The following is an 18,899-nucleotide window of genomic DNA, read 5'->3' on the forward strand; positions in this document are numbered from 1 at the left end:
ACACGCATGAGCCCGGGACACGCAGGGCCGCGCGCGGCGTTCGAGCCGCACGCGACGGACGGCATCTGGTACGCGTCGTATCCGCCGGACGTGGCGCGCGAGATCGATCCCGAACGCTATCGCTCGCTCGCGCATTTCTTCGACGACTGCGTCGCGCGCTTTCGCGAACACATCGCCTTCGTGAGCCTCGGCTCCGAGATGAGCTTCGCGACCCTCGGCGCGCACGCGCATGCGTTCGCGTCGTATCTGCAAGGCATCGGCGTGAAGCCCGGCGATCGCGTCGCGCTGATGATGCCCAATACCCTCGCCTATCCCGTCACGCTCTTCGGCACGCTGCTCGCGGGCGCGATCGTCGTCAACGTCAATCCGCTCTATACCGTGCGCGAGCTCGGTCATCAACTGAAGGACAGCGGCGCGCAGACGGTCGTCGTGTTCGAGAACTTCGCGAAGACCGTGCAGGACGCACAGCCGGGGACGCGGGTGCGCAATGTCATCGTGACCGGCATCGGCGATCTGCTCGGCGGCGGCCTCAATCTCAAGGGCCGCGTGCTCGACCTCATCCTCCGGCATGTCAAAAAACAGGTGCCCGCCTACGCCCTGCCCGATGCCGTGCGCCTGCCGCAGGCGCTCGCGCGCGGTGCGCGGCGCCGCTTCGAACCCGTGCGCGTGGGTCTCGGCGACATCGCGTTCATCCAGTACACGGGCGGCACCACCGGCACCGCGAAGGGCGCGATGCTCACGCATCGCAACGTGATCGCCAACCTGCTGCAGGCACTCGGCTGGGCGCGCAGCCGGCTCGTCGACGGGCGCGAGATCGTCGTCACGCCCTTGCCGCTCTATCACATCTATTCGCTGACGGTGAATGCGCTGACCTTCCTCGCGATCGGCGCACGCAACGTGCTGATCGTCAATCCGCGCGACCTGCATGCGCTGATGCGCGCGTTGCGGCACGAGAACTTCACGGCCATTACCGCGCTCAATACGCTCTACAGCGCACTGCTCGACAACGACGACTTTCGCCGGCGCGACTTCTCCTCGCTCAAGCTCGCGATGGCCGGCGGCATGGCGACGCAGCGCACCGTGGCCACGCGCTTCAAGGAACTGACGGGACAGACGCTCATCGAAGGTTATGGCCTGACCGAGTGCGCGCCGCTCGTCTGCGCCACGCCGCTCGATGCGCACGGCGGTCATGCATTCGACGGCACCATCGGGCTGCCGGTGGCCTCCACGCTGGTGCGCCTGCGCCGCGAAGACGGCACTTGGGCGGCGGTCGACGAAGCGGGTGAACTCTGCGTGCACGGCCCGCAGGTGATGAAAGGCTACTGGAACCGGCCGGAAGACACCGCGAAAGTCATTGACGCCGACGGCTGGCTCGCCACCGGCGATATCGGCGTGATGGATGCGCGCGGCTTCATCCGTCTCATCGACCGCAAGAAGGACATGATGATCGTGTCGGGCTTCAACGTGTATCCGAACGAGATCGAGGACGTGCTCGCCGCGCATCCGAAGGTGCGCGCGGTCGCGGCGGTCGGCGTGCCGGACCCGGTGACCGGCGAACGCGTCAAGGTATTCGTCGTGAAGCGCGATGAATCGCTGACGATGGAAGAACTGGTGAAGTTCGCCCGTTTACACCTGACCGGCTACAAGGTGCCCGCCTTCGTCGAGTTCCGCGACGCGCTGCCGCAGACGACCATCGGCAAGGTGTTGCGGCGCAAGCTGCGCGAAAGCAAGGCGCCGATGAACCCGCCGGACTGATCATCGGAGAACCTGATGCCGCACACGCGACGCCGTGGCGCTTCGACCTTGCGAAACGCCTGCGCCGCGCTCCAGGCGTGTGCGATTTTCGCCAGCGCGCTTTCATGCGCCCAGACGCCTGACACGCCGCCCATTGCCTCCGCGACCGCCGCCGCCGTGCTGCCCGCGAATCTCGACGCCGCGGGCCAGGCGCAGTGGCTCGCGCAGGCGGCGTCGAGCGGCGCACTCGCGAGACTCGACGATGCCCAGCTCGTCGCGCTGTTCCGCGCGCTCGATCCGGGCGCGCTGCCGCGCTATCTCGAACAAGGCTTGAGTGCCTTCGCGTCCTACGAGTTCACGATGGTGCGGCGCGAGCGGATCAAGGGCGCGTGGCCGAAGCGTGCCGATCACATGCTCGTGCGGGTCACGCGCGAACCGCTGCGCATCTATGCGCGCTGGCTGCCCGACGGCGCGCACGCGGGCCAGGAAATCATCTACGACGACTCGAAACGTCCCGACCAGCTCTACGGCCATCTGGGCGGTTTCCTGGGCGTGCTGCCCATCTGGACCTCGGTGAACGGCACGCTTGCGCGTTCGCAGTCGAATCATTCGATCCGCGAGCTGGGCGTCGAGGCGATCACCCGGCGTTTCATCGACGAAGGGCAGCGCTTTGCGGAAGCGGGCATCACGCAGCCGGCGGATATCGAAGTGAAGACCGTGCGCGGCGTGCGCGTGGTGGCGCTCACCTACGAGACACCGACCGGCCAGCCGGCGTTCTATGCGAAAAAGGAAGTGCTTGGCCTCGATCTCGAGCGCCCGTTCTTCCGCTCGCTCGAATCCTTCGACAACGACGGCGAAATCTTCGAAAGCGTGGTGTTCGAGCGCGTCGAGCCCATGCCGTTCGACGACCTCACGTTCGACCCGAAAAACCCCGACTATCGCTTCTGAGCGCGACGCTTGCAAGGCGGCGCAATGTGCGTGCAAGACGTGACATTCAATGTAACAACTGCGGCGGGCGTGGAGCGCGATTTTTAAGTCTCGCCTAAGTGTCGGCCGATAACCTGCGCGCATTCCATCGACATCAAAGCACGCGCTACACCCCGGTATCGCCGGGACCCAGGCGCCGCACATCGTCATGCACACTTGAGGAAATACAATGAACTTCGTCCGTCCGGCTTCGGCTCCCGTCCGAGCCATCAAGCGGCTCCTCAGCCATCACGAAATCGCCACGCTGCTCCTGCTGCTGCACGCGCCCATCGACGTCATGGCGGCCACGCCCGACGTCGCCTCGCTGCAGGAGTATGGCTATGTCGAGATCGTGTCGCCGGACGCGAGCGGCCCCCAGGTGCGCCTGACCGAAAACGGCAACGCTGTCCTGCGCGGTCTGGGCGTCAAGTAAGCCCGTTGTATCGGGGACGCGAAGGCCCCGTCATGCGAACTCTGCAATAATCGGTCGATCCCTTTCACCATCGACCAGGAGTGATTCGCGATGTCCGCCTCTTCGCCCATCTTGCAACGCGTGCTCATCACCAACGACGACGGCATCGACGCCCCCGGACTGGCCGTCCTCGAGGCCGTGGCGTCCGAACTCGGGCACGAGGTCTGGGTGGTCGCGCCGGAGCACGACCAGAGCGGCACCTCGCATTCCATCAGCCTGCATTCGCCGCTGCGCGTATCGCGCCGGAGCGAGCGACGCTTCGGCGTGCAGGGCACGCCCGGCGACTGTGTCGTAATGGCCGCGCGCCACCTCATGAAGGACGCGCCGCCCACGCTCGTGCTGTCCGGCATCAATCGCGGCGCGAACCTCGGTGTGGAGACGATGTTCTCGGGCACCGTGGGCGCCGCGATGACGGGCTTGCTGCTCGGCTTGCCTTCCATTGCGCTCAGCCAGACCTTTCGCGATCGCGACAACGTCCGCTGGGACACGGCGCGCATGCTCGCGCCCGGCGTGATCCGTCAGTTGCTGGCGATCTCGCACGACGCGCCCACCTGCCTGAACGTCAACTTCCCCGACTGCGATGCCTCCGCCGCCGGACCGCTCACGGTCACGCGCCAGGGCGTGGGTCTGGTCGAAGGCATCGACGTGGTCGCCGAGGTGGATCCGCGCGGCATCGACTATCACTGGCTGCGCTTCCAGCGCGGCCCGCGTCCGAATTCGCCCGATAGCGAGACCGCGGTGGTGGGTTCCGGACGTGTCGCGGTAACACCGCTGCACTTCGATCGCACCGACGAGCGTACCTTCGCCACGCTTCAGGCGGGACTGGCGCGCAAGGGCTAAGGCGGACCCGCGCGGGCGCGCGCTGGCACGACTAGAAGCTTCCCTCTCGAATCCGCGCGTCGCTTTCCCGTATGCTGAGCCGGTCCGGCGGCAGCGTGCGCGCGCCCGGCCGGCCACAATCAAAATCAGAACAAGGAGGCAACATGACCCGTTTCATCGGTCCGCGCGGCGTGCGTTCCCTGCTCGGCATGCTGTGCACGATGCTGGCCGCCAGCGCGTTCGCGCAAAACGCCACGCCGGTCGGCACCTGGCAAACCATCGACGATCAAAGCGGCAAGCCGAAGGCGATCATCCAGATCGTCGACGAAGGCAACGGCCAGCTGTCCGGCAAGGTGGTGCGCGGCATCGGCGAATTCGATCAACCGGACAAGCGCTGCACCGCCTGCACCGACGAACGCCACGATCAGCTGGTCAAGGGCATGACGATCATCACGGGCATGCGTCAGGACGGCGACACGTGGGACGGCGGCCATATCCTCGATCCGGACAGCGGCAAGCTGTACAAGTGCAAGATGAAGCTCGACGACAACGGCCAGAAACTCGTGGTGCGCGGGTTCATCGGCGTGTCGCTGCTGGGTCGTTCGCAGACCTGGCTGCGGCAGCAGTAAAGCCGACGGGCGGCGGGCTCAAGCAGCCTGCCGTTCCGCCACTTCGGCCTGCACCTCTTCGAGCGCACATGAAGCCGCGTGTTCGAACTCCGCGGGCACGCGCATGCGCGACATCATCAGCGTGTACAGCGATTCACCCGATGGCCCGAACAACTGCGTCATCACGCGCAACAGCACACCCGATTCATACCAGGCCTTGAAACGCCGATGACACGTCTGATACGACGGGTACTTGCGCGGCAAGGTGGACCACGACGCGCCGCTGTACATCACCCACAGCACGCCATTGAGTACCGCGCGCGTATTGGCGAGCGGCCGGCCGCGCAACTCCGAGCGCGGCCGTAGTTCGGGAAGCAGCGGCGCCACCATCTGCCATTCATCGTCGGACATATCGCGGTAGGGCTTCACGTTCATCTCTCCAATCGCTGACTGATAACCGGGATCGACAATACCGAGTCCCTGCCAGCCCGCACATCAGAGTGATCCGAATCTTGAAAATGCCCTCTAGCCTTACGCCGTTTGGACGGTCGTCCTTCGCCTGTTCTCTTATTAATTAAATGTAATATCCGCGACCCGGCGTGGCGCTTCGAGGTATTCCTTCGACTGCATTTCGACGATCCGCGAAACAGTGCGCGCGAATTCGTTCGCCATCGGTCCTTCGACGTAAAGCTCCTCTGCCGGCACCGCGGCGGACATCAGCAGCTTGACCTTGTGGTCATAGAACACGTCGATGAGCCACGTGAAGCGGCGCGCTTCCGAGGCCATGCGCGGACTCATCTGCGGAACATCGGACAGGATCACCGCGTGAAACCGGTTCGCCAGTTCGAGGTAGTCGTTCTGCGAGCGCGGACCGCCGCACAGCGTCGCGAAGTCGAACCAGACGACACCATCCGCGCGACGCAGCGCCTTGATCTCGCGCTTCTCGATGTGCAGGATCGGACTCTCGTCGGGCACCGCCGCGAGCTTCGCGAAATCGGCGCGCAAGGCCTCGCTCGCCGTCGCGCCGAGCGGCGTGTGATACGCCTTCACCTGCGACAGCGTGCGCTTGCGATAGTCGGTGCCGGCATCGACGTTGAGCACGTCGAGATGCTCCTTCAGCAATTCGATGGCGGGCAGCAGGCGGTCGCGATGCAGCCCTTCCGGATACAGCGTGTCCGGCTCGTAGTTGGACGTCATCACGAACTGCACGCCCGCCTTGAACAGACGGTCCAGCAGGCGATAGAGGATCATCGCGTCGGCGATGTCGGACACGTGGAACTCGTCGAAGCAGATCAGCCGATAGCGCTTCGCAATGCGTTTCGCGACTTCGTCGAGCGGATCGGCCTGGCCTTTCAGCTCTTCCAGCTGGCGATGCACCTCGCGCATGAACTCGTGAAAATGCAGGCGCGTCTTGCGCTGCACCGGCACGACCGCATAGAAGCTGTCCATCAGGAAGCTCTTGCCGCGCCCGACGCCGCCCCACAGATACGCGCCGCGCGGCAACTCCGGGCGCACCAGGAACTTCTTCAGCGCGTTCGAGCGGCGCGCCTTGTAGGCGACCCACTCGTCATAGCAGCGCTGCAGACGCGCGACCGCCGCGAGCTGGGCCTCGTCCGATTGATAACCCCGCGTGCGCAGTTCGTTTTCGTAGTATTCGGTGACGTTCATGATGCCGCGTCTGTGCGTCGATGACGTTGAAAGTGACGAAGGCGAGCGGTTTGATCCGCTCGCCTTCGTTGCGATGCCTTGCGTATTGCCCGAAGCCGAGCTGCTTACATGTTCAGCGCGCGCTTGTCGACGGCGAGCGCCGCTTCACGCATCACTTCCGACAGCGACGGATGCGGATGGCAGATCCGGCCGATATCTTCCGAGGCCGCCTTGAACTCCATCGCCACGACCGCTTCCGCGATCAGGTCCGATGCGTCCGCCGCAATCACGTGCACGCCGAGGATCTCGTCGGTCTTCGCGTCCGCGATCATCTTGACGAAGCCTTCCGCCTTGCCGATACCCAGCGCGCGGCCGTTGGCCATCATCGGGAACTGGCCGGTCTTGATCTCTCGGCCTTCGGCCTTGAGCTGCTGTTCCGTCTTGCCGACCCACGCAATTTCCGGTTCCGTGTAGATGACCCACGGCACGCAGTTGTAGTCGATATGCGGCTTCTGACCGTCGATGATCTCCGCCACTGCCACGCCTTCGTCTTCCGCCTTGTGCGCGAGCATCGGGCCGCGCACCACGTCGCCGATCGCGTAGACGCCCGGCACGCTGGTCGCGCAGTGATCGTCCACGTCGATGAAGCCGCGCTCGTTGGCCTTCAGGCCGATGGCTTCCAGACCGAGGTTGTCGGTGTTCGGCACGCGGCCGATCGACACGATCAGGCGATCCGCTTCCAGCTCTTTCGCGTTGCCCGCATTGTCCGTGTAGGCGATCGACACGCCCGCGTCCGACGTCTTCACTTCGCCGATCTTCACGCCGAGGTGAATGTCGAGACCCTGCTTCTTGAACTGCTTGGCGGCTTCCTTCGCCAGCGCTTCGTCTGCTGCGCCAAGGAACTGCGGCAGTGCTTCGAGCACCGTCACGTCCGCGCCCAGGCGGCGCCACACCGAACCGAGTTCCAGACCGATCACGCCCGCGCCGATCACGGCGAGCTTCTTCGGCACGGCGTCGAACGACAGCGCGCCTTCGTTGTCCGCGACGATCTTGTTGTCGACCGGGATGTTCGGCAGATGACGCGCCTTCGAGCCCGTCGCAATGATCACGTTCTTCGCCGTGACGACTTCCGTCTCGCCTTCGCCCGACACTTCGATCTGCACGCCGGCGTCGTTCTTGCCGGTGAACTTGCCATGGCCCTTGAGCCAGGTGATCTTGTTCTTGCGGAACAGGAATTCGATGCCCTTGGTCATCTTCTCGACGATGCCGTCCTTGCGGGCCAGCATCTTCGAAACATCGAGCTTTACGTCCGACACAGTGATGCCGTGGTCGGCCAGATGCTTCGACGTGTTCTCGAACTCCTCCGACGACGCCAGCAGCGCCTTCGACGGAATGCAGCCCACGTTGAGGCAGGTGCCGCCGAGCTTCAATGCGCCCGCCGGGTTCTTCCACTTCTCGATACACGCAACCGTCTTGCCGAGTTGCGCTGCGCGAATCGCCGCGATATAGCCGCCCGGGCCCGCGCCGATCACGACGACATCAAATTCCTTGGACATGACTTTCCTTGATCGTGACTCCGCTCTTGCGGAGACGCCTTTCCGAAGGCGCGCGCGAGCCTATCGCGCGCGCCCGAAGGCACTGAGTTCTTACAGGTCCAGCAGCAGACGGGCCGGATCTTCCAGCGCATCCTTCATCGCGACCAGCGACAGCACGGCTTCGCGGCCGTCGATGATGCGGTGGTCGTACGACATGGCGAGATAGTTCATCGGACGGATGACGATCTGGCCGTTCTCCACGACCGCGCGTTCCTTCGTCGCGTGCACGCCGAGAATGGCCGACTGCGGCGGGTTGATGATCGGTGTCGAGAGCATGGAGCCGAACACGCCGCCGTTCGAGATGGAGAACGTGCCGCCCGTCATTTCCTCGATCGACAGCTTGCCGTCCTTGGCCTTCTGGCCGAATTCGGCGATCTTCTTCTCGATGTCGGCGAGGCTCATCTGGTCTGCGTTGCGCAGGATGGGCACCACCAGGCCGCGCGGCGAACCGACCGCAATACCGATGTCGAAGTAGCCGTGATAGACGATGTCGTTACCGTCGATCGACGCGTTCACGAGCGGGAACTTCTTCAGCGCGTGCACGGCGGCCTTCACGAAGAACGACATGAAGCCGAGCTTCACGCCGTGTTCTTTCTCGAAGCGGTCCTTGTACTTGTTGCGCAGCTCCATGACCGGCGCCATGTTGACTTCGTTGAACGTCGTCAGGATGGCGTTGGTCTGCTGCGACTCGAGCAGACGCTCGGCGATACGGGCGCGCAGACGCGACATCGGCACGCGTTGTTCCGGACGGTCCTTGAGCCACTGGTCGGCCGAACCGGGTGCGCTGACTTGCGGCAGCGCAGGCTTCGCGGCCTTTGCGGGCGCCGGGGCTGCTGCGGGCTTGGCCGATGCAGCTGCGGGTGCGCCCGCTTGTGCGGCGAGTGCGTCGCCCTTCGTGATGCGGCCGTCGCGGCCCGAGCCCGACACCTGATCCGCCGACACGCCCTTCTCGGCCAGGATCTTGGTCGCAGCCGGCGATGCGGCGCCGCCCGTCGATGCGCTGGCGGCAGCAGCCGGAGCCGATGCCGTGGCGGCAGCCGGTTCGGCTTGCGGCGCGGGCTTCACTTCGGCGTCGCCGGCAGCGGCGGCGGCGGGTGCTTCGCCGGCCTTCGCTTCGGTGTCGATCTTCGCGATGATTTCGTCGGCGGTGACGATGTCGCCGTCATGCTTGATCACTTGCGCGAGCACGCCGGCCGACGGCGCGGGCACTTCGAGCACGACCTTGTCGGTTTCGATTTCGATGAGGATTTCGTCCTGGGCGACAGCCTCGCCCGGCTTCTTCTTCCACTGCAGCATGGTGGCTTCCGAGACCGACTCGGAAAGCTGGGGAACCTTGACTTCTACGATAGCCATTTCTGTATTGTCCTGATGCGTGTTCGTGTGTGTTCGAGCGAAGAACCGGCGAGCGTGCGCTCAGCCGGTTCCTTCAAGCGATGCTTACTTCGCGATGACCTGCGCGCCCTTCAGGCGGCCGAACGCGCCTTCCACGAGCGCCTTCTGCTGCTCGTAGTGCTTCGCGTAGTAGCCGACCGCGGGCGACGCCGAAGCCGGACGGCCGCTGTAGGCGAGCTTCATGCCTTCGCGCATGCCTTCGCGCAGATGGTGCTCGATGTAGAACCAGGCGCCCTGGTTCTGCGGCTCGTCCTGCACCCACACGACTTCCGTCGCGTTCTCGTACTTCTTGAGTTCCGCGTCGAACTGCTTGTGCGCGAACGGATACAGCTGCTCGATCCGGACGATCGCGACGTCATTCGCCTTCGCTTCACGGCGATGCGCGACGATGTCGTAATACACGCGGCCCGAGCAGCAGATCACGCGCTTGACCTTCTTCGGCTCGATGCTCTCGTCCACTTCGCCGATGACCGGCTGGAACGAACCCTTCGCCAGTTCCGACAGGTCCGACACCGCTTCCTTGTGACGCAGCAGCGACTTCGGCGTGGCGATGATCAGCGGCTTGCGGAACAGGCGGATCATCTGACGGCGCAGCAAGTGGAAGATCTGCGCCGGCGTCGTGGGCTGGACCACTTGCATGTTGTGGTCCGCGCACAGTTGCAGGAAGCGCTCGATACGCGCCGACGAGTGCTCCGGACCCTGGCCTTCATAGCCGTGCGGCAGCAGCATCGTGAGGCCCGAGACACGGCCCCACTTCACTTCGCCCGACGAGATGAACTGGTCGATCACGACCTGCGCGCCGTTCACGAAGTCGCCGAACTGCGCTTCCCACGCGACGAACGTGTTCGGCTCGGCGGTCGAATAGCCGTACTCGAAACCGAGCACCGCTTCTTCGGACAACACGGAGTCGATCACATTGAACTTGGCCTGGCCTTCCGCGATGTTCTGCAGCGGAATGTACGTGCCGTCGTTCCAGCGCTCGCGGTTCTGGTCGTGCAGCACCGCGTGACGGTGCGTGAACGTGCCGCGGCCCGAGTCCTGGCCCGTCAGACGCACGGCGTAGCCCGATGCCACCAGTGACGCGAACGCGAGATGCTCGCCCATGCCCCAGTCGAGCTTGGCTTCGCCGAGACCCATGGCGCGGCGGTCGTTGATGACGCGCTCGACCAGCGGGTGAACCTTGAAGTTTTCCGGAATCGTCGTGATGCGCTCGGCCAGACGCTTCAGTTCCGCGAGCGGCACGGCGGTGTCGGCCGCGTCGGTCCACTTGCGGTTCAGGAACGGCACCCAGTCGACCGCGTACTTGCTCTTGTAGTTCGAGAGCACCGGATCCACCGTGTGATGGCCTTCGTCCATCGCCTGGCGGTATTCCTTGACGAAGTTGTCCGCGTCCGCTGCCGTGATGACGCCCTGCTGCACCAGCTTCTCGGCGTAGACGGCGCGCGTGCCCGGATGCTTCGCGATGGTCTTGTACATCAGCGGCTGCGTGACCGCCGGCGTGTCCTGCTCGTTGTGACCCAGCTTGCGGAAGCAGATGATGTCGACGACCACGTCCTTGTGGAACTTCATGCGGAAGTCGATGGCCAGCTGCGTGGCCAGCACGACCGCTTCGGGGTCGTCGCCGTTCACGTGCAGCACCGGCGCTTCGATCATCTTGACCACGTCCGAGCAATACAGCGTGGAGCGCGCGTCGCGCGGGTCCGACGTCGTGAAGCCGATCTGGTTGTTGATGACGATATGCAGCGTGCCGTGCGTGCCGTAGCCGCGCGTCTGCGCGAGGTTCAGCGTTTCCATCACGACGCCCTGGCCGGCGAATGCAGCGTCGCCGTGCACTTGCACCGGCAGCACCTGCAGGCCTTCTTCGTCGCCGCGGCGGTCCATACGCGCCTTCGCCGAACCTTCGACCACCGGGTTCACGATTTCCAGATGCGACGGGTTGAATGCGAGCGACAGGTGGACCGGTCCGCCTTCGGTGGACACGTCTGACGAGAAGCCCTTGTGGTACTTCACGTCGCCGGCCGGCAGGTCATCGACGTGCTTGCCTTCGAATTCGGCGAACAGGTCCGCCGGCATCTTGCCGAGCGTGTTGACCAGCACGTTCAGACGGCCGCGGTGAGCCATGGCGATGACGATTTCCTGCACGCCGCTCTTGCCGCCGTGACGCACGACTTCGTCCATCGACGCGATGAAGCTCTCGCCGCCTTCCAGCGAGAAGCGCTTCTGGCCGACGTACTTGGTGTGCAGGAAGCGCTCGAGGCCTTCGGCGGCCGTCAGGCGATTCAGGATGTGCTTCTTCTTGTCGTTCGAGAAGTCGGGCGTGGAGCGGATGGACTCCAGCTTTTCCTTCCACCAGCGCTTCTGTTCCGGGTCGCTGATGTACATGTACTCGGCGCCGATCGTGCCGCAGTACGTGTCGCGCAACGCCTTGACGATGTCCCGCAGCGATGCCTGTTCGAAACCGAAGTACAGGTTGGTCGCGTTGAACACCTGGTCCATGTCGGCTTCGGTGAAGTCGTAGAAACCGGGTTCGAGTTCGGGAATGGCGGGACGCTCGCGGCGCTTGAGCGGGTCGAGATTGGCCCACTGCGAACCGAGGAAGCGATAGGCGCCGATCAGCGACTGGACGTAGACCTGCTTGCGCGCAGTAGTGAGGTCGCCGGTGCTGGCGCTTTCGCGCGGCAGGAAGGCATTGGCCTTCGCGCGCTGGGCGAAGGATTCGACGATGGGGCCGTGAGCCACGTCGTTGTGGGCCGTGCCGTCGGAGGCGGGCACGTTCTGCAACGCGTCGAAATAGGCGCGCCAGGTCTCGGGCACTGACGCAGGATTATCGAGATATTGCTCGTACAACTCTTCGACGTACGGAGCATTACCGCCGAACAAATAAGAGTTCGACTGGAATTGCTTCATCATTTTACGCTCACCTTTCTTCGAGTTTCTCGAGGAAGTGCGGGTTACAAAACCTTCCGCGCCACGGCCTGACCGTTTAGCGGATTGCGCGAATCAAGTCTGCTTGGAAGGACCTAATAGCACTAGCTAATCCGAGAAGCATAGCACAGAACACCATTGCTCTGAAGTTCAGGAAGCCCGCAAACGCTTGTCCCATGCCGACGACCGGGATTGCAAGCGGCACTTTGCCGTCGCTCGCCGCCGGTTTCGACGCATGCTGAAGCGCGCGGTGCGATATCGGCGCGATATCCGCGCGATATCCGATTGACACCGCGACCGACCTCAAGCTTTGCACACTGCATTACCCGAGCGAACTACGTCGCGACGGGTCGGAACGCGGCAAGGATCGGACATGCCGAGACGTGGCGCTTCCGGATCGCAACCCAACGCACGCAATGTGCTTCAGGAGTGAATATGCTATCCAGCTTCAATTTTTCAAACGCTTCGTCCCAGTCTTATCAGGGCATGTCGGGCGCGCCTCTCGTGCCGCCAGTCGTCACCAGCCGGTCGAGTTCCACGCAGTCGTCGTCTTCCGGATCCGGCAGCAACTATTCGACCTCGTCCACCTCGTCGGTCAGCGCGCCACCGACCCCTTATCCATCGACGCCGACCGCTTTCTACGGCTCGGATTCAAATACGGATGAGTTCTCGTCGATGATGAGCGACCCGAATGTGGTGGCCCAGATGCGGGACGCAGCGGTGGATCGGGCGGGGCAGATTCTCGCGGCACAGGGCGCACAGCAGCAAGTCGCACCGCAGATCATCCAGCCGCAGATTGTTCAACCGCAGATCGTGCAGCCGCAGGTCGTGCAGCCGCAGGACACGCAGGCTCAGGCTCCCGCCGAGCAGCAAACCCAGGGACCGCTGACGGCCGCGCTCCATGATGTGGCGAACTTCGGGCAACACGTCCTGCAAACCGTTCTGCAGCCCTTGGCCGGCCTTGCTGATCTGGTGAAATAAGCCGCCGCGCGATAGCTCAGGCAAGAAGCTATTGCACATGCTTCGCGCCTGAGACAAAAAAGCCCGGCGGTGCATGACGCACCGCCGGGCTTTTCATGGTTCGCTACGCGCCGCGAACCGCGACGCGCGTCCTCTTACTCAGCGTTGGCTTCGCGGCTGGCGCGACGACGCTCGTGTTCCTTCAGGTGACGCTTGCGCAGACGGATGTTCTGCGGCGTGACTTCGACCAGCTCGTCATCGTCGATGAACTCGACCGCGTATTCCAGCGACATCGAGATGGGCGGCACGAGGCGCACGGCTTCGTCGGTGCCCGACGCGCGCACGTTGGTCAGCTGCTTGCCCTTGATCGGGTTCACGACGAGGTCGTTGTCGCGGCTGTGAATGCCGATGATCATGCCTTCATACAGCGCATCGCCCGGCGACACGAACATGCGGCCGCGATCCTGCAGCTTCCACAGTGCATAGGCGACAGCCGCACCGTCGTCCTGCGAGATCAGCACGCCGTTGCGGCGCTCGCCCACCGAGCCTTCCTTGACGGGCGCGTACGAATCGAACGTGTGGCTCATCAGGCCCGTGCCGCGCGTGAGCGTCAGGAACTCGCTCTGGAAGCCGATCAGGCCGCGCGCCGAAATCTTGTACTCGAGACGCGTGCGGCCGCGGCCGTCCGACGTCATGTCGAGCATTTCGCCCTTGCGACGGCCCAGCTCTTCCATCACGCCGCCCTGATGCTGGTCTTCGATATCCACCGTCAGGTTTTCGTACGGCTCGCACTTCACGCCGTCGATCTCCTGCAGCACCACGCGCGGACGCGACACCGCGAGCTCATAGCCTTCACGGCGCATGTTCTCGACCAGAATGGTCAGGTGCAGTTCGCCGCGGCCCGACACTTCGAACGTGGTTTCGTCGCCGGTGTCCTTCACGCGCAGCGCGACGTTGTGATTCAGCTCCTTCGTCAGACGGTCGCGAATCTGGCGGCTCGTCACGAACTTGCCTTCCTTGCCCGCGAGCGGCGACGAGTTCACGAGGAAGTTCATCGTCAGGGTGGGTTCGTCGACGGTGATCATCGGCAGCGCGTCGGGCTGTTCCGGCGAGCAGATGGTCACGCCAATGCCGATTTCCTCGATGCCGTTGATCAGCACGATGTCGCCGGCCTGCGCTTCCTCGACCTGCACGCGCTCGAGGCCGTGGAACGACAGCACCTGGTTGATCTTGCGGTTCAGGATCGCGCCGTCCGGACCCGAACGCACCGCCACCTGCATGCCGGGACGGATGCGGCCGCGCGCCACGCGGCCCACGCCGATACGGCCCACATACGAGTTGTAGTCGAGCGAGGTGATCTGGAGTTGCAGGGGACCGTCCGGATCGGCCGGACGAACGGGAACGTGCTGGAGAATGGCTTCAAACAGCGGGCGCATCGTGCCTTCGCGCACTTCCGGATCAAGGCCGGCGTAGCCGTTCAGGCCCGACGCGTAGACGACCGGGAAGTCGAGCTGTTCTTCGGTGGCGCCGAGCTTGTCGAACAAGTCGAACGTCTGGTTGATCACCCAGTCGATACGCGCGCCCGGACGGTCCACCTTGTTGATCACGACGATCGGCTTCAGGCCGAGGGCGAGCGCCTTCTTCGTGACGAAGCGCGTCTGGGGCATCGGGCCTTCGACGGCGTCGACCAGCAGCAGCACGGAATCGACCATCGACAGCACGCGCTCCACTTCACCGCCGAAGTCCGCGTGTCCCGGCGTGTCGACGATATTGATGTGCGTGCCTTCGTATTCGACGGCGCAATTCTTGGCCAGAATCGTGATGCCGCGTTCCTTTTCGATGTCGTTCGAGTCCATGACCCGCTCGGCGACCTGCTGGTTTTCCCGGAACGTGCCCGACTGGCGGAGCAACTGGTCGACGAGCGTGGTCTTGCCGTGGTCGACGTGGGCAATGATGGCGATATTGCGGAGGGCGCGAGTCATATAGAGGTATCTTGGTTGTGCGCCGTCGAGCGAATCCCGAATCCCGTTCAGGGGATAGGCGAGACTTCTATGCCCGGCAGCCCCTCAAGAACCGTCATGCAAGCATGACTTCGCGGGCTCGGCGCGGTGAGAACCGTAAATTATAGCACGCACAAATGTCGTTCCCTCGCAATAGGACGCAACCCGGGACCGTTTTGCGTACCGCGCCGGCATAACAGCCCTACCACCTGAAGCCCCCACGACTGTTAAGTCTTTTCCGAAAACATTCTTGCAGCCCAGGAGACGCTTACTTATAATCCTGCCTAGTCAACTATTGCAAGCGCACCAAGTTTTCTCATGAGCGACGCCCCGAAATCCACCGCGATCAGCGAATACGTGCTTAACGAGAGCGTCGGGTATTTGATCGGCCGCGTGCGCTCGACCATGTGGAACATGGTCACGCAGCACACCACTTCCGAACTCAACATCACCGGCACGCAGGCCAGCATTCTCTTCATGCTGGCGGTCGGCAAGTGCGTGACGGCCGCCGATATCGCGCGTGAATACGGCATCGACGCCAGCGCGGTCACGCGGCTCATCGACCGGCTGGAGAAGCGCGGATTGCTGTCGCGGGTACGCAGCGAGGAAGACCGGCGTGTCGTGCGGCTCGCGCTGACCGACGAAGGCCACGCCACTGCCGAGCGGGTGCCGGCCATCTTCACGCGCGTGCTCGATCACCTGCTCACCGGCTTCACACCCGAGGAAGCGGGCTTCCTGAAAAGCATGCTGCGGCGCATCCTCGCGAACTCGTGCGACCCGTCGGTGGCCGGCCTGGCCTGCGCCACCGACCGTGCCGCCAGTTCCTTGCGATGACAAGCAAATCGCCGATCGCCAGCTTGCAAACTGATTGCAATGTCCATTATTGATGCTCATCTCGAGAGACGGGAAATGAAACACCTCTCCTTGTCCGCGCTTCGCTCCGGAGCCCGGCCGCTCAGCCGCGCCAGAAGCGCCGCCGTGGCTGCGGCGGCCGCCTTCGTGGTGGCGGGCTGCGCGAACTACGCCGGCATTTCCAGCGACAAGACCATCGCCACGCCCGACAATTTCGCGGCAAGCGAAAGCGTGCCCAGCCAGGGCGGCCAGTGGCCGACGCTCGACTGGGCCCGGCAGTTCGGTGATCCGCAACTGCCGCAGCTGATCGACGAAGCGCTCGCCGACAGCCCGACCATCGCGCAGGCGCAGTCGCGTATCGCGAAGGCGTCGTCGTACATCGAAACCTCGCGCTCGGCGCTGTATCCGAAGGTCAACGGCTCCTATTCGTGGACCCGCGAACTCTATTCGGGCAATGCCCTCTTCCCGCCGCCCTACGGCGGCACCTGGTTCAGCGAGAACAACGTGCTGGCGAGCGCGTCGTGGGACCTCGACCTGTGGGGCAAGAACCGCGCACGGCTGAATCAGGCGGTCTCGCAGCAGAAGGCCGCCGAAGCCGACATGCAGCAGGCGCGCGTGACGCTCGCGGCCTCGGTGGCGCGGACCTATAACCAGCTCGCGCTGCTCTACGCGCTGCGCGACGTCGCCGCGCGCGAGATCGCCAACCGCCAGGATGTCGGTCGCATCACCGACGGACGCGTCGCGGCCGGCATCGATACGAACGTCGAACGGCGCACCGCGGAAGGCAATGTCGCGACCAGCCAGACGAATCTCTCGGAACTGGATGGCCAGATCGAGACGGTGCGCTATCAGATCGCCGCGCTGCTCGGCAAAGGCCCGGACCGCGGCCTGCAGATCGCGAAACCCGCACTCGATCAGAAAGTGGACGTGACCCTGCCTGACAACGTCCCCGCCGATCTCGTCGCGCGCCGCCCGGATATCGTCGCCGCGCGCTGGCAGGTGGAAGCCGCGACGCACAACATCAAGGAAGCGAAGGCCGAGTTCTTCCCGGACATCAATCTCGCGGCCGGCTTCGGCTTCGATGCGTTCGGCTGGGGCCGCTTCCTGCAATCGAGCAGCCGGCAGATCCAGGCGGGGCCGGCGGTGCATCTGCCGATCTTCGACGCCGGCGCCCTGCGCGCACAGTTAAAGGGCCGTTACGCCGACTTCGAGGGCGATGTCGCGAACTACAACCAGACGCTGATCAACGCGATGAACGACGTGGCCACCAACATCTCGGCCATCCGCTCGCTCAACAAGCAGACCGCCGACGCCCAGCGCGCCCTCGCGGCTGCGGAGAGCGCGTATCAGCTCGCCGTGATCCGCTATAAGGCGGGACTCTCGCCGCAGTTGCAGGTGCTGAACGCCGATTCGAACCGGCTCGCCAACGAGCAGACGTTGACGAACCTGCGGCTGAAGCGCACCGACTTGCAGATCGCGCTGATCAAGGCGCTCGGCGGCGGCTTCGACGCCGCCAGCAGCAATCTGGCGATCGACGGCAGCGGACAGCAGCAGGCGGCAAATCAGGCCACGAATCAGGCCACGGCGCCGGCGCAATAAAGCGCACACACAGAACACGCATCAGGACATAACAGGAATACTCGGAGTCATTTCATGAGCGACCCTCAACAAAACGCCGCGGCCGCGCCCGCGCAGAAAGCGGGCAACGGCAAACGCCGTCGGCTGATGACGCTGATCGTGCTCGTCATCATCCTCGCCGCCGTCGCGTACGGGCTGTACTACTTCCTCGTCGCGCGCTTCCACGAAAGCACCGACGACGCCTACGTGAACGGCAACGTCGTGCAGATCACGTCGCAGGTCGTGGGCACGGTCATCTCCGTGAACGCCGACGACACGCAGACCGTGAAGGTCGGCGATCCGCTGGTCGCGCTCGATCCGGCAGATTCGAAGGTCGCGCTCGACCAGGCCGAAGCGAACCTCGCGCAGACCGTGCGCCAGGTCCGCACCTTCTTCGTCAACAACAACCAGTACGAAGCGCAGATCGCGCTGCGCCGCTCGGACCTTCAGCGCGCGCAGGACGACCTGAAGCGCCGCATGATGGTCGCGCAGACCGGCGCCGTGTCGCAGGAAGAGATCTCCCATGCGCGCGACGCCGTGCGCGGCGCACAGGCATCGCTCGATGCGGCCCAGCAGGAACTGGCGTCGAACCGCTCGCTGACCGCGAACACGACCATCGCCGATCATCCGAACGTGCTGGCGTCCGCCGCCAAGGTGCGCGACGCGTACATCAACTTCGCGCGCAACACGCTGCCGGCGCCGGTGACGGGCTATGTGGCGAAGCGTTCGGTGCAGGTCGGCCAGCGCGTCTCGCCGGGTAATCCGCTGATGGCCATCGTTCCGCTGAACGCCGTGTGGGTCGATGCGAACTTCAAGGAAGTGCAGCTGAAGCACATGCGCATCGGCCAGCCGGTCGAGCTCACGGCCGATCTGTACGGCTCGGGCGTCGTGTTCCATGGCAAGGTGGTCGGTTTCTCGGCGGGCACGGGTTCGGCGTTCTCGCTGCTGCCCGCGCAGAACGCGACGGGTAACTGGATCAAGGTGGTGCAGCGCCTGCCGGTGCGGATCGAACTCGATCCGAAGGAACTGGAGCAACATCCGCTGCGCATCGGCCTGTCGATGGACGTCGACGTGACCATCAAGAACGACCAGGGCGGCCAGCTCGGCAACGCGCAGAACACGGTCTACCAGACCAACGTGTTCGACAAGTATGGCGCGGAAGCGGACCAGGAAATCGCACGCATCATCCAGCAGAACGCGGGTACCGGTACGGGTTCGCAGGGCGCGGCGGCATCGACGTCGTCGAGCTCGTCGAGCAAGCCGCGCGGCAAGGCGACCCAGTCCGCCTCGGCCACCAAGCTGATGTAAGCGG

General features: G+C 64.3%; 15 protein-coding genes. 9 read left to right on the plus strand and 6 right to left on the minus strand.

Annotation, left to right across the window (positions count from 1 at the left end; all coding sequences use genetic code 11):
• The first annotated feature begins 6 nt into the window (after positions 1–6).
• The 5 genes from QCE83_RS08135 to QCE83_RS08155 all read left to right on the plus strand — a co-directional run bounded on the left by QCE83_RS08135 (position 7) and on the right by QCE83_RS08155 (position 4,620).
• Entirely contained in the window at positions 7–1,755 is a 1,749-nt protein-coding gene (locus QCE83_RS08135) for an AMP-binding protein (protein ID WP_309808554.1), read from the plus strand.
• A gap of 15 nt (positions 1,756–1,770) precedes the next feature.
• Positions 1,771–2,682: a DUF1571 domain-containing protein gene (locus tag QCE83_RS08140; RefSeq protein ID WP_309808555.1), complete on the plus strand. Its 912-nt coding sequence runs from the start codon at positions 1,771–1,773 to the stop codon at positions 2,680–2,682.
• Positions 2,683–2,890: 208 nt separating this feature from the next.
• On the plus strand, positions 2,891–3,133 hold the full coding sequence (locus tag QCE83_RS08145) for a hypothetical protein (RefSeq protein ID WP_309808557.1): 243 nt from the start codon (positions 2,891–2,893) through the stop codon (positions 3,131–3,133).
• Between the two features lie 90 nt (positions 3,134–3,223).
• Positions 3,224–4,012 (plus strand): 5'/3'-nucleotidase SurE, encoded by a 789-nt coding sequence (gene surE, locus QCE83_RS08150; RefSeq protein WP_309808559.1) that lies wholly within the window; start codon positions 3,224–3,226, stop codon positions 4,010–4,012.
• A gap of 188 nt (positions 4,013–4,200) precedes the next feature.
• A complete protein-coding gene (locus QCE83_RS08155) occupies positions 4,201–4,620 on the plus strand; it encodes a DUF2147 domain-containing protein (RefSeq protein ID WP_309811558.1) in 420 nt (139 codons plus the stop codon).
• Between the two features lie 18 nt (positions 4,621–4,638).
• Here QCE83_RS08155 and QCE83_RS08160 read toward each other — a convergent pair whose 3' ends face one another.
• The 5 genes from QCE83_RS08160 to QCE83_RS08180 all read right to left on the minus strand — a co-directional run bounded on the left by QCE83_RS08160 (position 4,639) and on the right by QCE83_RS08180 (position 12,143).
• The gene (locus tag QCE83_RS08160; RefSeq protein WP_309808561.1) at positions 4,639–5,028 is read right to left on the minus strand and encodes a transposase; all 390 of its coding nucleotides are present in this window, start codon (positions 5,026–5,028) and stop codon (positions 4,639–4,641) included.
• A 141-nt stretch (positions 5,029–5,169) separates the two neighbouring features.
• Positions 5,170–6,267 carry a cell division protein ZapE gene (zapE, locus tag QCE83_RS08165; RefSeq protein WP_309808563.1) on the minus strand — a complete coding sequence of 366 codons (1,098 nt, stop codon included), beginning with the start codon at positions 6,265–6,267 and terminating at the stop codon, positions 5,170–5,172.
• A 104-nt stretch (positions 6,268–6,371) separates the two neighbouring features.
• A complete protein-coding gene (lpdA, locus tag QCE83_RS08170; RefSeq protein WP_309808565.1) occupies positions 6,372–7,802 on the minus strand; it encodes a dihydrolipoyl dehydrogenase in 1,431 nt (476 codons plus the stop codon).
• Positions 7,803–7,892: 90 nt separating this feature from the next.
• Positions 7,893–9,194, minus strand: a complete 1,302-nt coding sequence (gene odhB, locus QCE83_RS08175) for a 2-oxoglutarate dehydrogenase complex dihydrolipoyllysine-residue succinyltransferase (protein WP_309808567.1) — start codon at positions 9,192–9,194, stop codon at positions 7,893–7,895.
• A gap of 84 nt (positions 9,195–9,278) precedes the next feature.
• Positions 9,279–12,143 carry a 2-oxoglutarate dehydrogenase E1 component gene (locus QCE83_RS08180; RefSeq protein ID WP_309808569.1) on the minus strand — a complete coding sequence of 955 codons (2,865 nt, stop codon included), beginning with the start codon at positions 12,141–12,143 and terminating at the stop codon, positions 9,279–9,281.
• A 450-nt stretch (positions 12,144–12,593) separates the two neighbouring features.
• Between QCE83_RS08180 and QCE83_RS08185 the strand changes: the two genes are divergently transcribed.
• Positions 12,594–13,139 (plus strand): hypothetical protein, encoded by a 546-nt coding sequence (locus tag QCE83_RS08185; RefSeq protein ID WP_309808571.1) that lies wholly within the window; start codon positions 12,594–12,596, stop codon positions 13,137–13,139.
• 134 nt (positions 13,140–13,273) lie between these two features.
• Here the strand turns inward: QCE83_RS08185 and typA are convergent, their stop codons facing one another.
• A complete protein-coding gene (gene typA / locus QCE83_RS08190; RefSeq protein ID WP_309808573.1) occupies positions 13,274–15,100 on the minus strand; it encodes a translational GTPase TypA in 1,827 nt (608 codons plus the stop codon).
• A gap of 336 nt (positions 15,101–15,436) precedes the next feature.
• Between typA and QCE83_RS08195 the strand changes: the two genes are divergently transcribed.
• The 3 genes from QCE83_RS08195 to QCE83_RS08205 all read left to right on the plus strand — a co-directional run bounded on the left by QCE83_RS08195 (position 15,437) and on the right by QCE83_RS08205 (position 18,895).
• Positions 15,437–15,952, plus strand: a complete 516-nt coding sequence (locus QCE83_RS08195) for a MarR family transcriptional regulator (RefSeq protein ID WP_309808575.1) — start codon at positions 15,437–15,439, stop codon at positions 15,950–15,952.
• A 75-nt stretch (positions 15,953–16,027) separates the two neighbouring features.
• The gene (locus QCE83_RS08200; RefSeq protein ID WP_309808577.1) at positions 16,028–17,569 is read left to right on the plus strand and encodes an efflux transporter outer membrane subunit; all 1,542 of its coding nucleotides are present in this window, start codon (positions 16,028–16,030) and stop codon (positions 17,567–17,569) included.
• Positions 17,570–17,623: 54 nt separating this feature from the next.
• Positions 17,624–18,895 (plus strand): EmrA/EmrK family multidrug efflux transporter periplasmic adaptor subunit, encoded by a 1,272-nt coding sequence (locus QCE83_RS08205; protein ID WP_309808579.1) that lies wholly within the window; start codon positions 17,624–17,626, stop codon positions 18,893–18,895.
• Positions 18,896–18,899 lie beyond the last annotated feature (4 nt).

The organism is Caballeronia sp. LZ034LL, from assembly GCF_031451215.1.
Taxonomy (GTDB): Bacteria; Pseudomonadota; Gammaproteobacteria; order Burkholderiales; family Burkholderiaceae; genus Caballeronia.

Coding starts and splice junctions, on each gene's coding strand:
- QCE83_RS08205 (WP_309808579.1), top strand. CDS start 17,624: ATGAGCGACCCTCAACAAAACGCCGCGGCCGCGCCCGCGCAGAAAGCG.
- QCE83_RS08155 (WP_309811558.1), top strand. CDS start 4,201: ATGCTGTGCACGATGCTGGCCGCCAGCGCGTTCGCGCAAAACGCCACG.
- QCE83_RS08180 (WP_309808569.1), bottom strand. CDS start 12,143: ATGATGAAGCAATTCCAGTCGAACTCTTATTTGTTCGGCGGTAATGCT.
- odhB (WP_309808567.1), bottom strand. CDS start 9,194: ATGGCTATCGTAGAAGTCAAGGTTCCCCAGCTTTCCGAGTCGGTCTCG.
- typA (WP_309808573.1), bottom strand. CDS start 15,100: ATGACTCGCGCCCTCCGCAATATCGCCATCATTGCCCACGTCGACCAC.
- QCE83_RS08140 (WP_309808555.1), top strand. CDS start 1,771: ATGCCGCACACGCGACGCCGTGGCGCTTCGACCTTGCGAAACGCCTGC.
- QCE83_RS08135 (WP_309808554.1), top strand. CDS start 7: ATGAGCCCGGGACACGCAGGGCCGCGCGCGGCGTTCGAGCCGCACGCG.
- QCE83_RS08195 (WP_309808575.1), top strand. CDS start 15,437: ATGAGCGACGCCCCGAAATCCACCGCGATCAGCGAATACGTGCTTAAC.
- QCE83_RS08185 (WP_309808571.1), top strand. CDS start 12,594: ATGCTATCCAGCTTCAATTTTTCAAACGCTTCGTCCCAGTCTTATCAG.
- lpdA (WP_309808565.1), bottom strand. CDS start 7,802: ATGTCCAAGGAATTTGATGTCGTCGTGATCGGCGCGGGCCCGGGCGGC.
- zapE (WP_309808563.1), bottom strand. CDS start 6,267: ATGAACGTCACCGAATACTACGAAAACGAACTGCGCACGCGGGGTTAT.
- surE (WP_309808559.1), top strand. CDS start 3,224: ATGTCCGCCTCTTCGCCCATCTTGCAACGCGTGCTCATCACCAACGAC.
- QCE83_RS08200 (WP_309808577.1), top strand. CDS start 16,028: ATGAAACACCTCTCCTTGTCCGCGCTTCGCTCCGGAGCCCGGCCGCTC.
- QCE83_RS08145 (WP_309808557.1), top strand. CDS start 2,891: ATGAACTTCGTCCGTCCGGCTTCGGCTCCCGTCCGAGCCATCAAGCGG.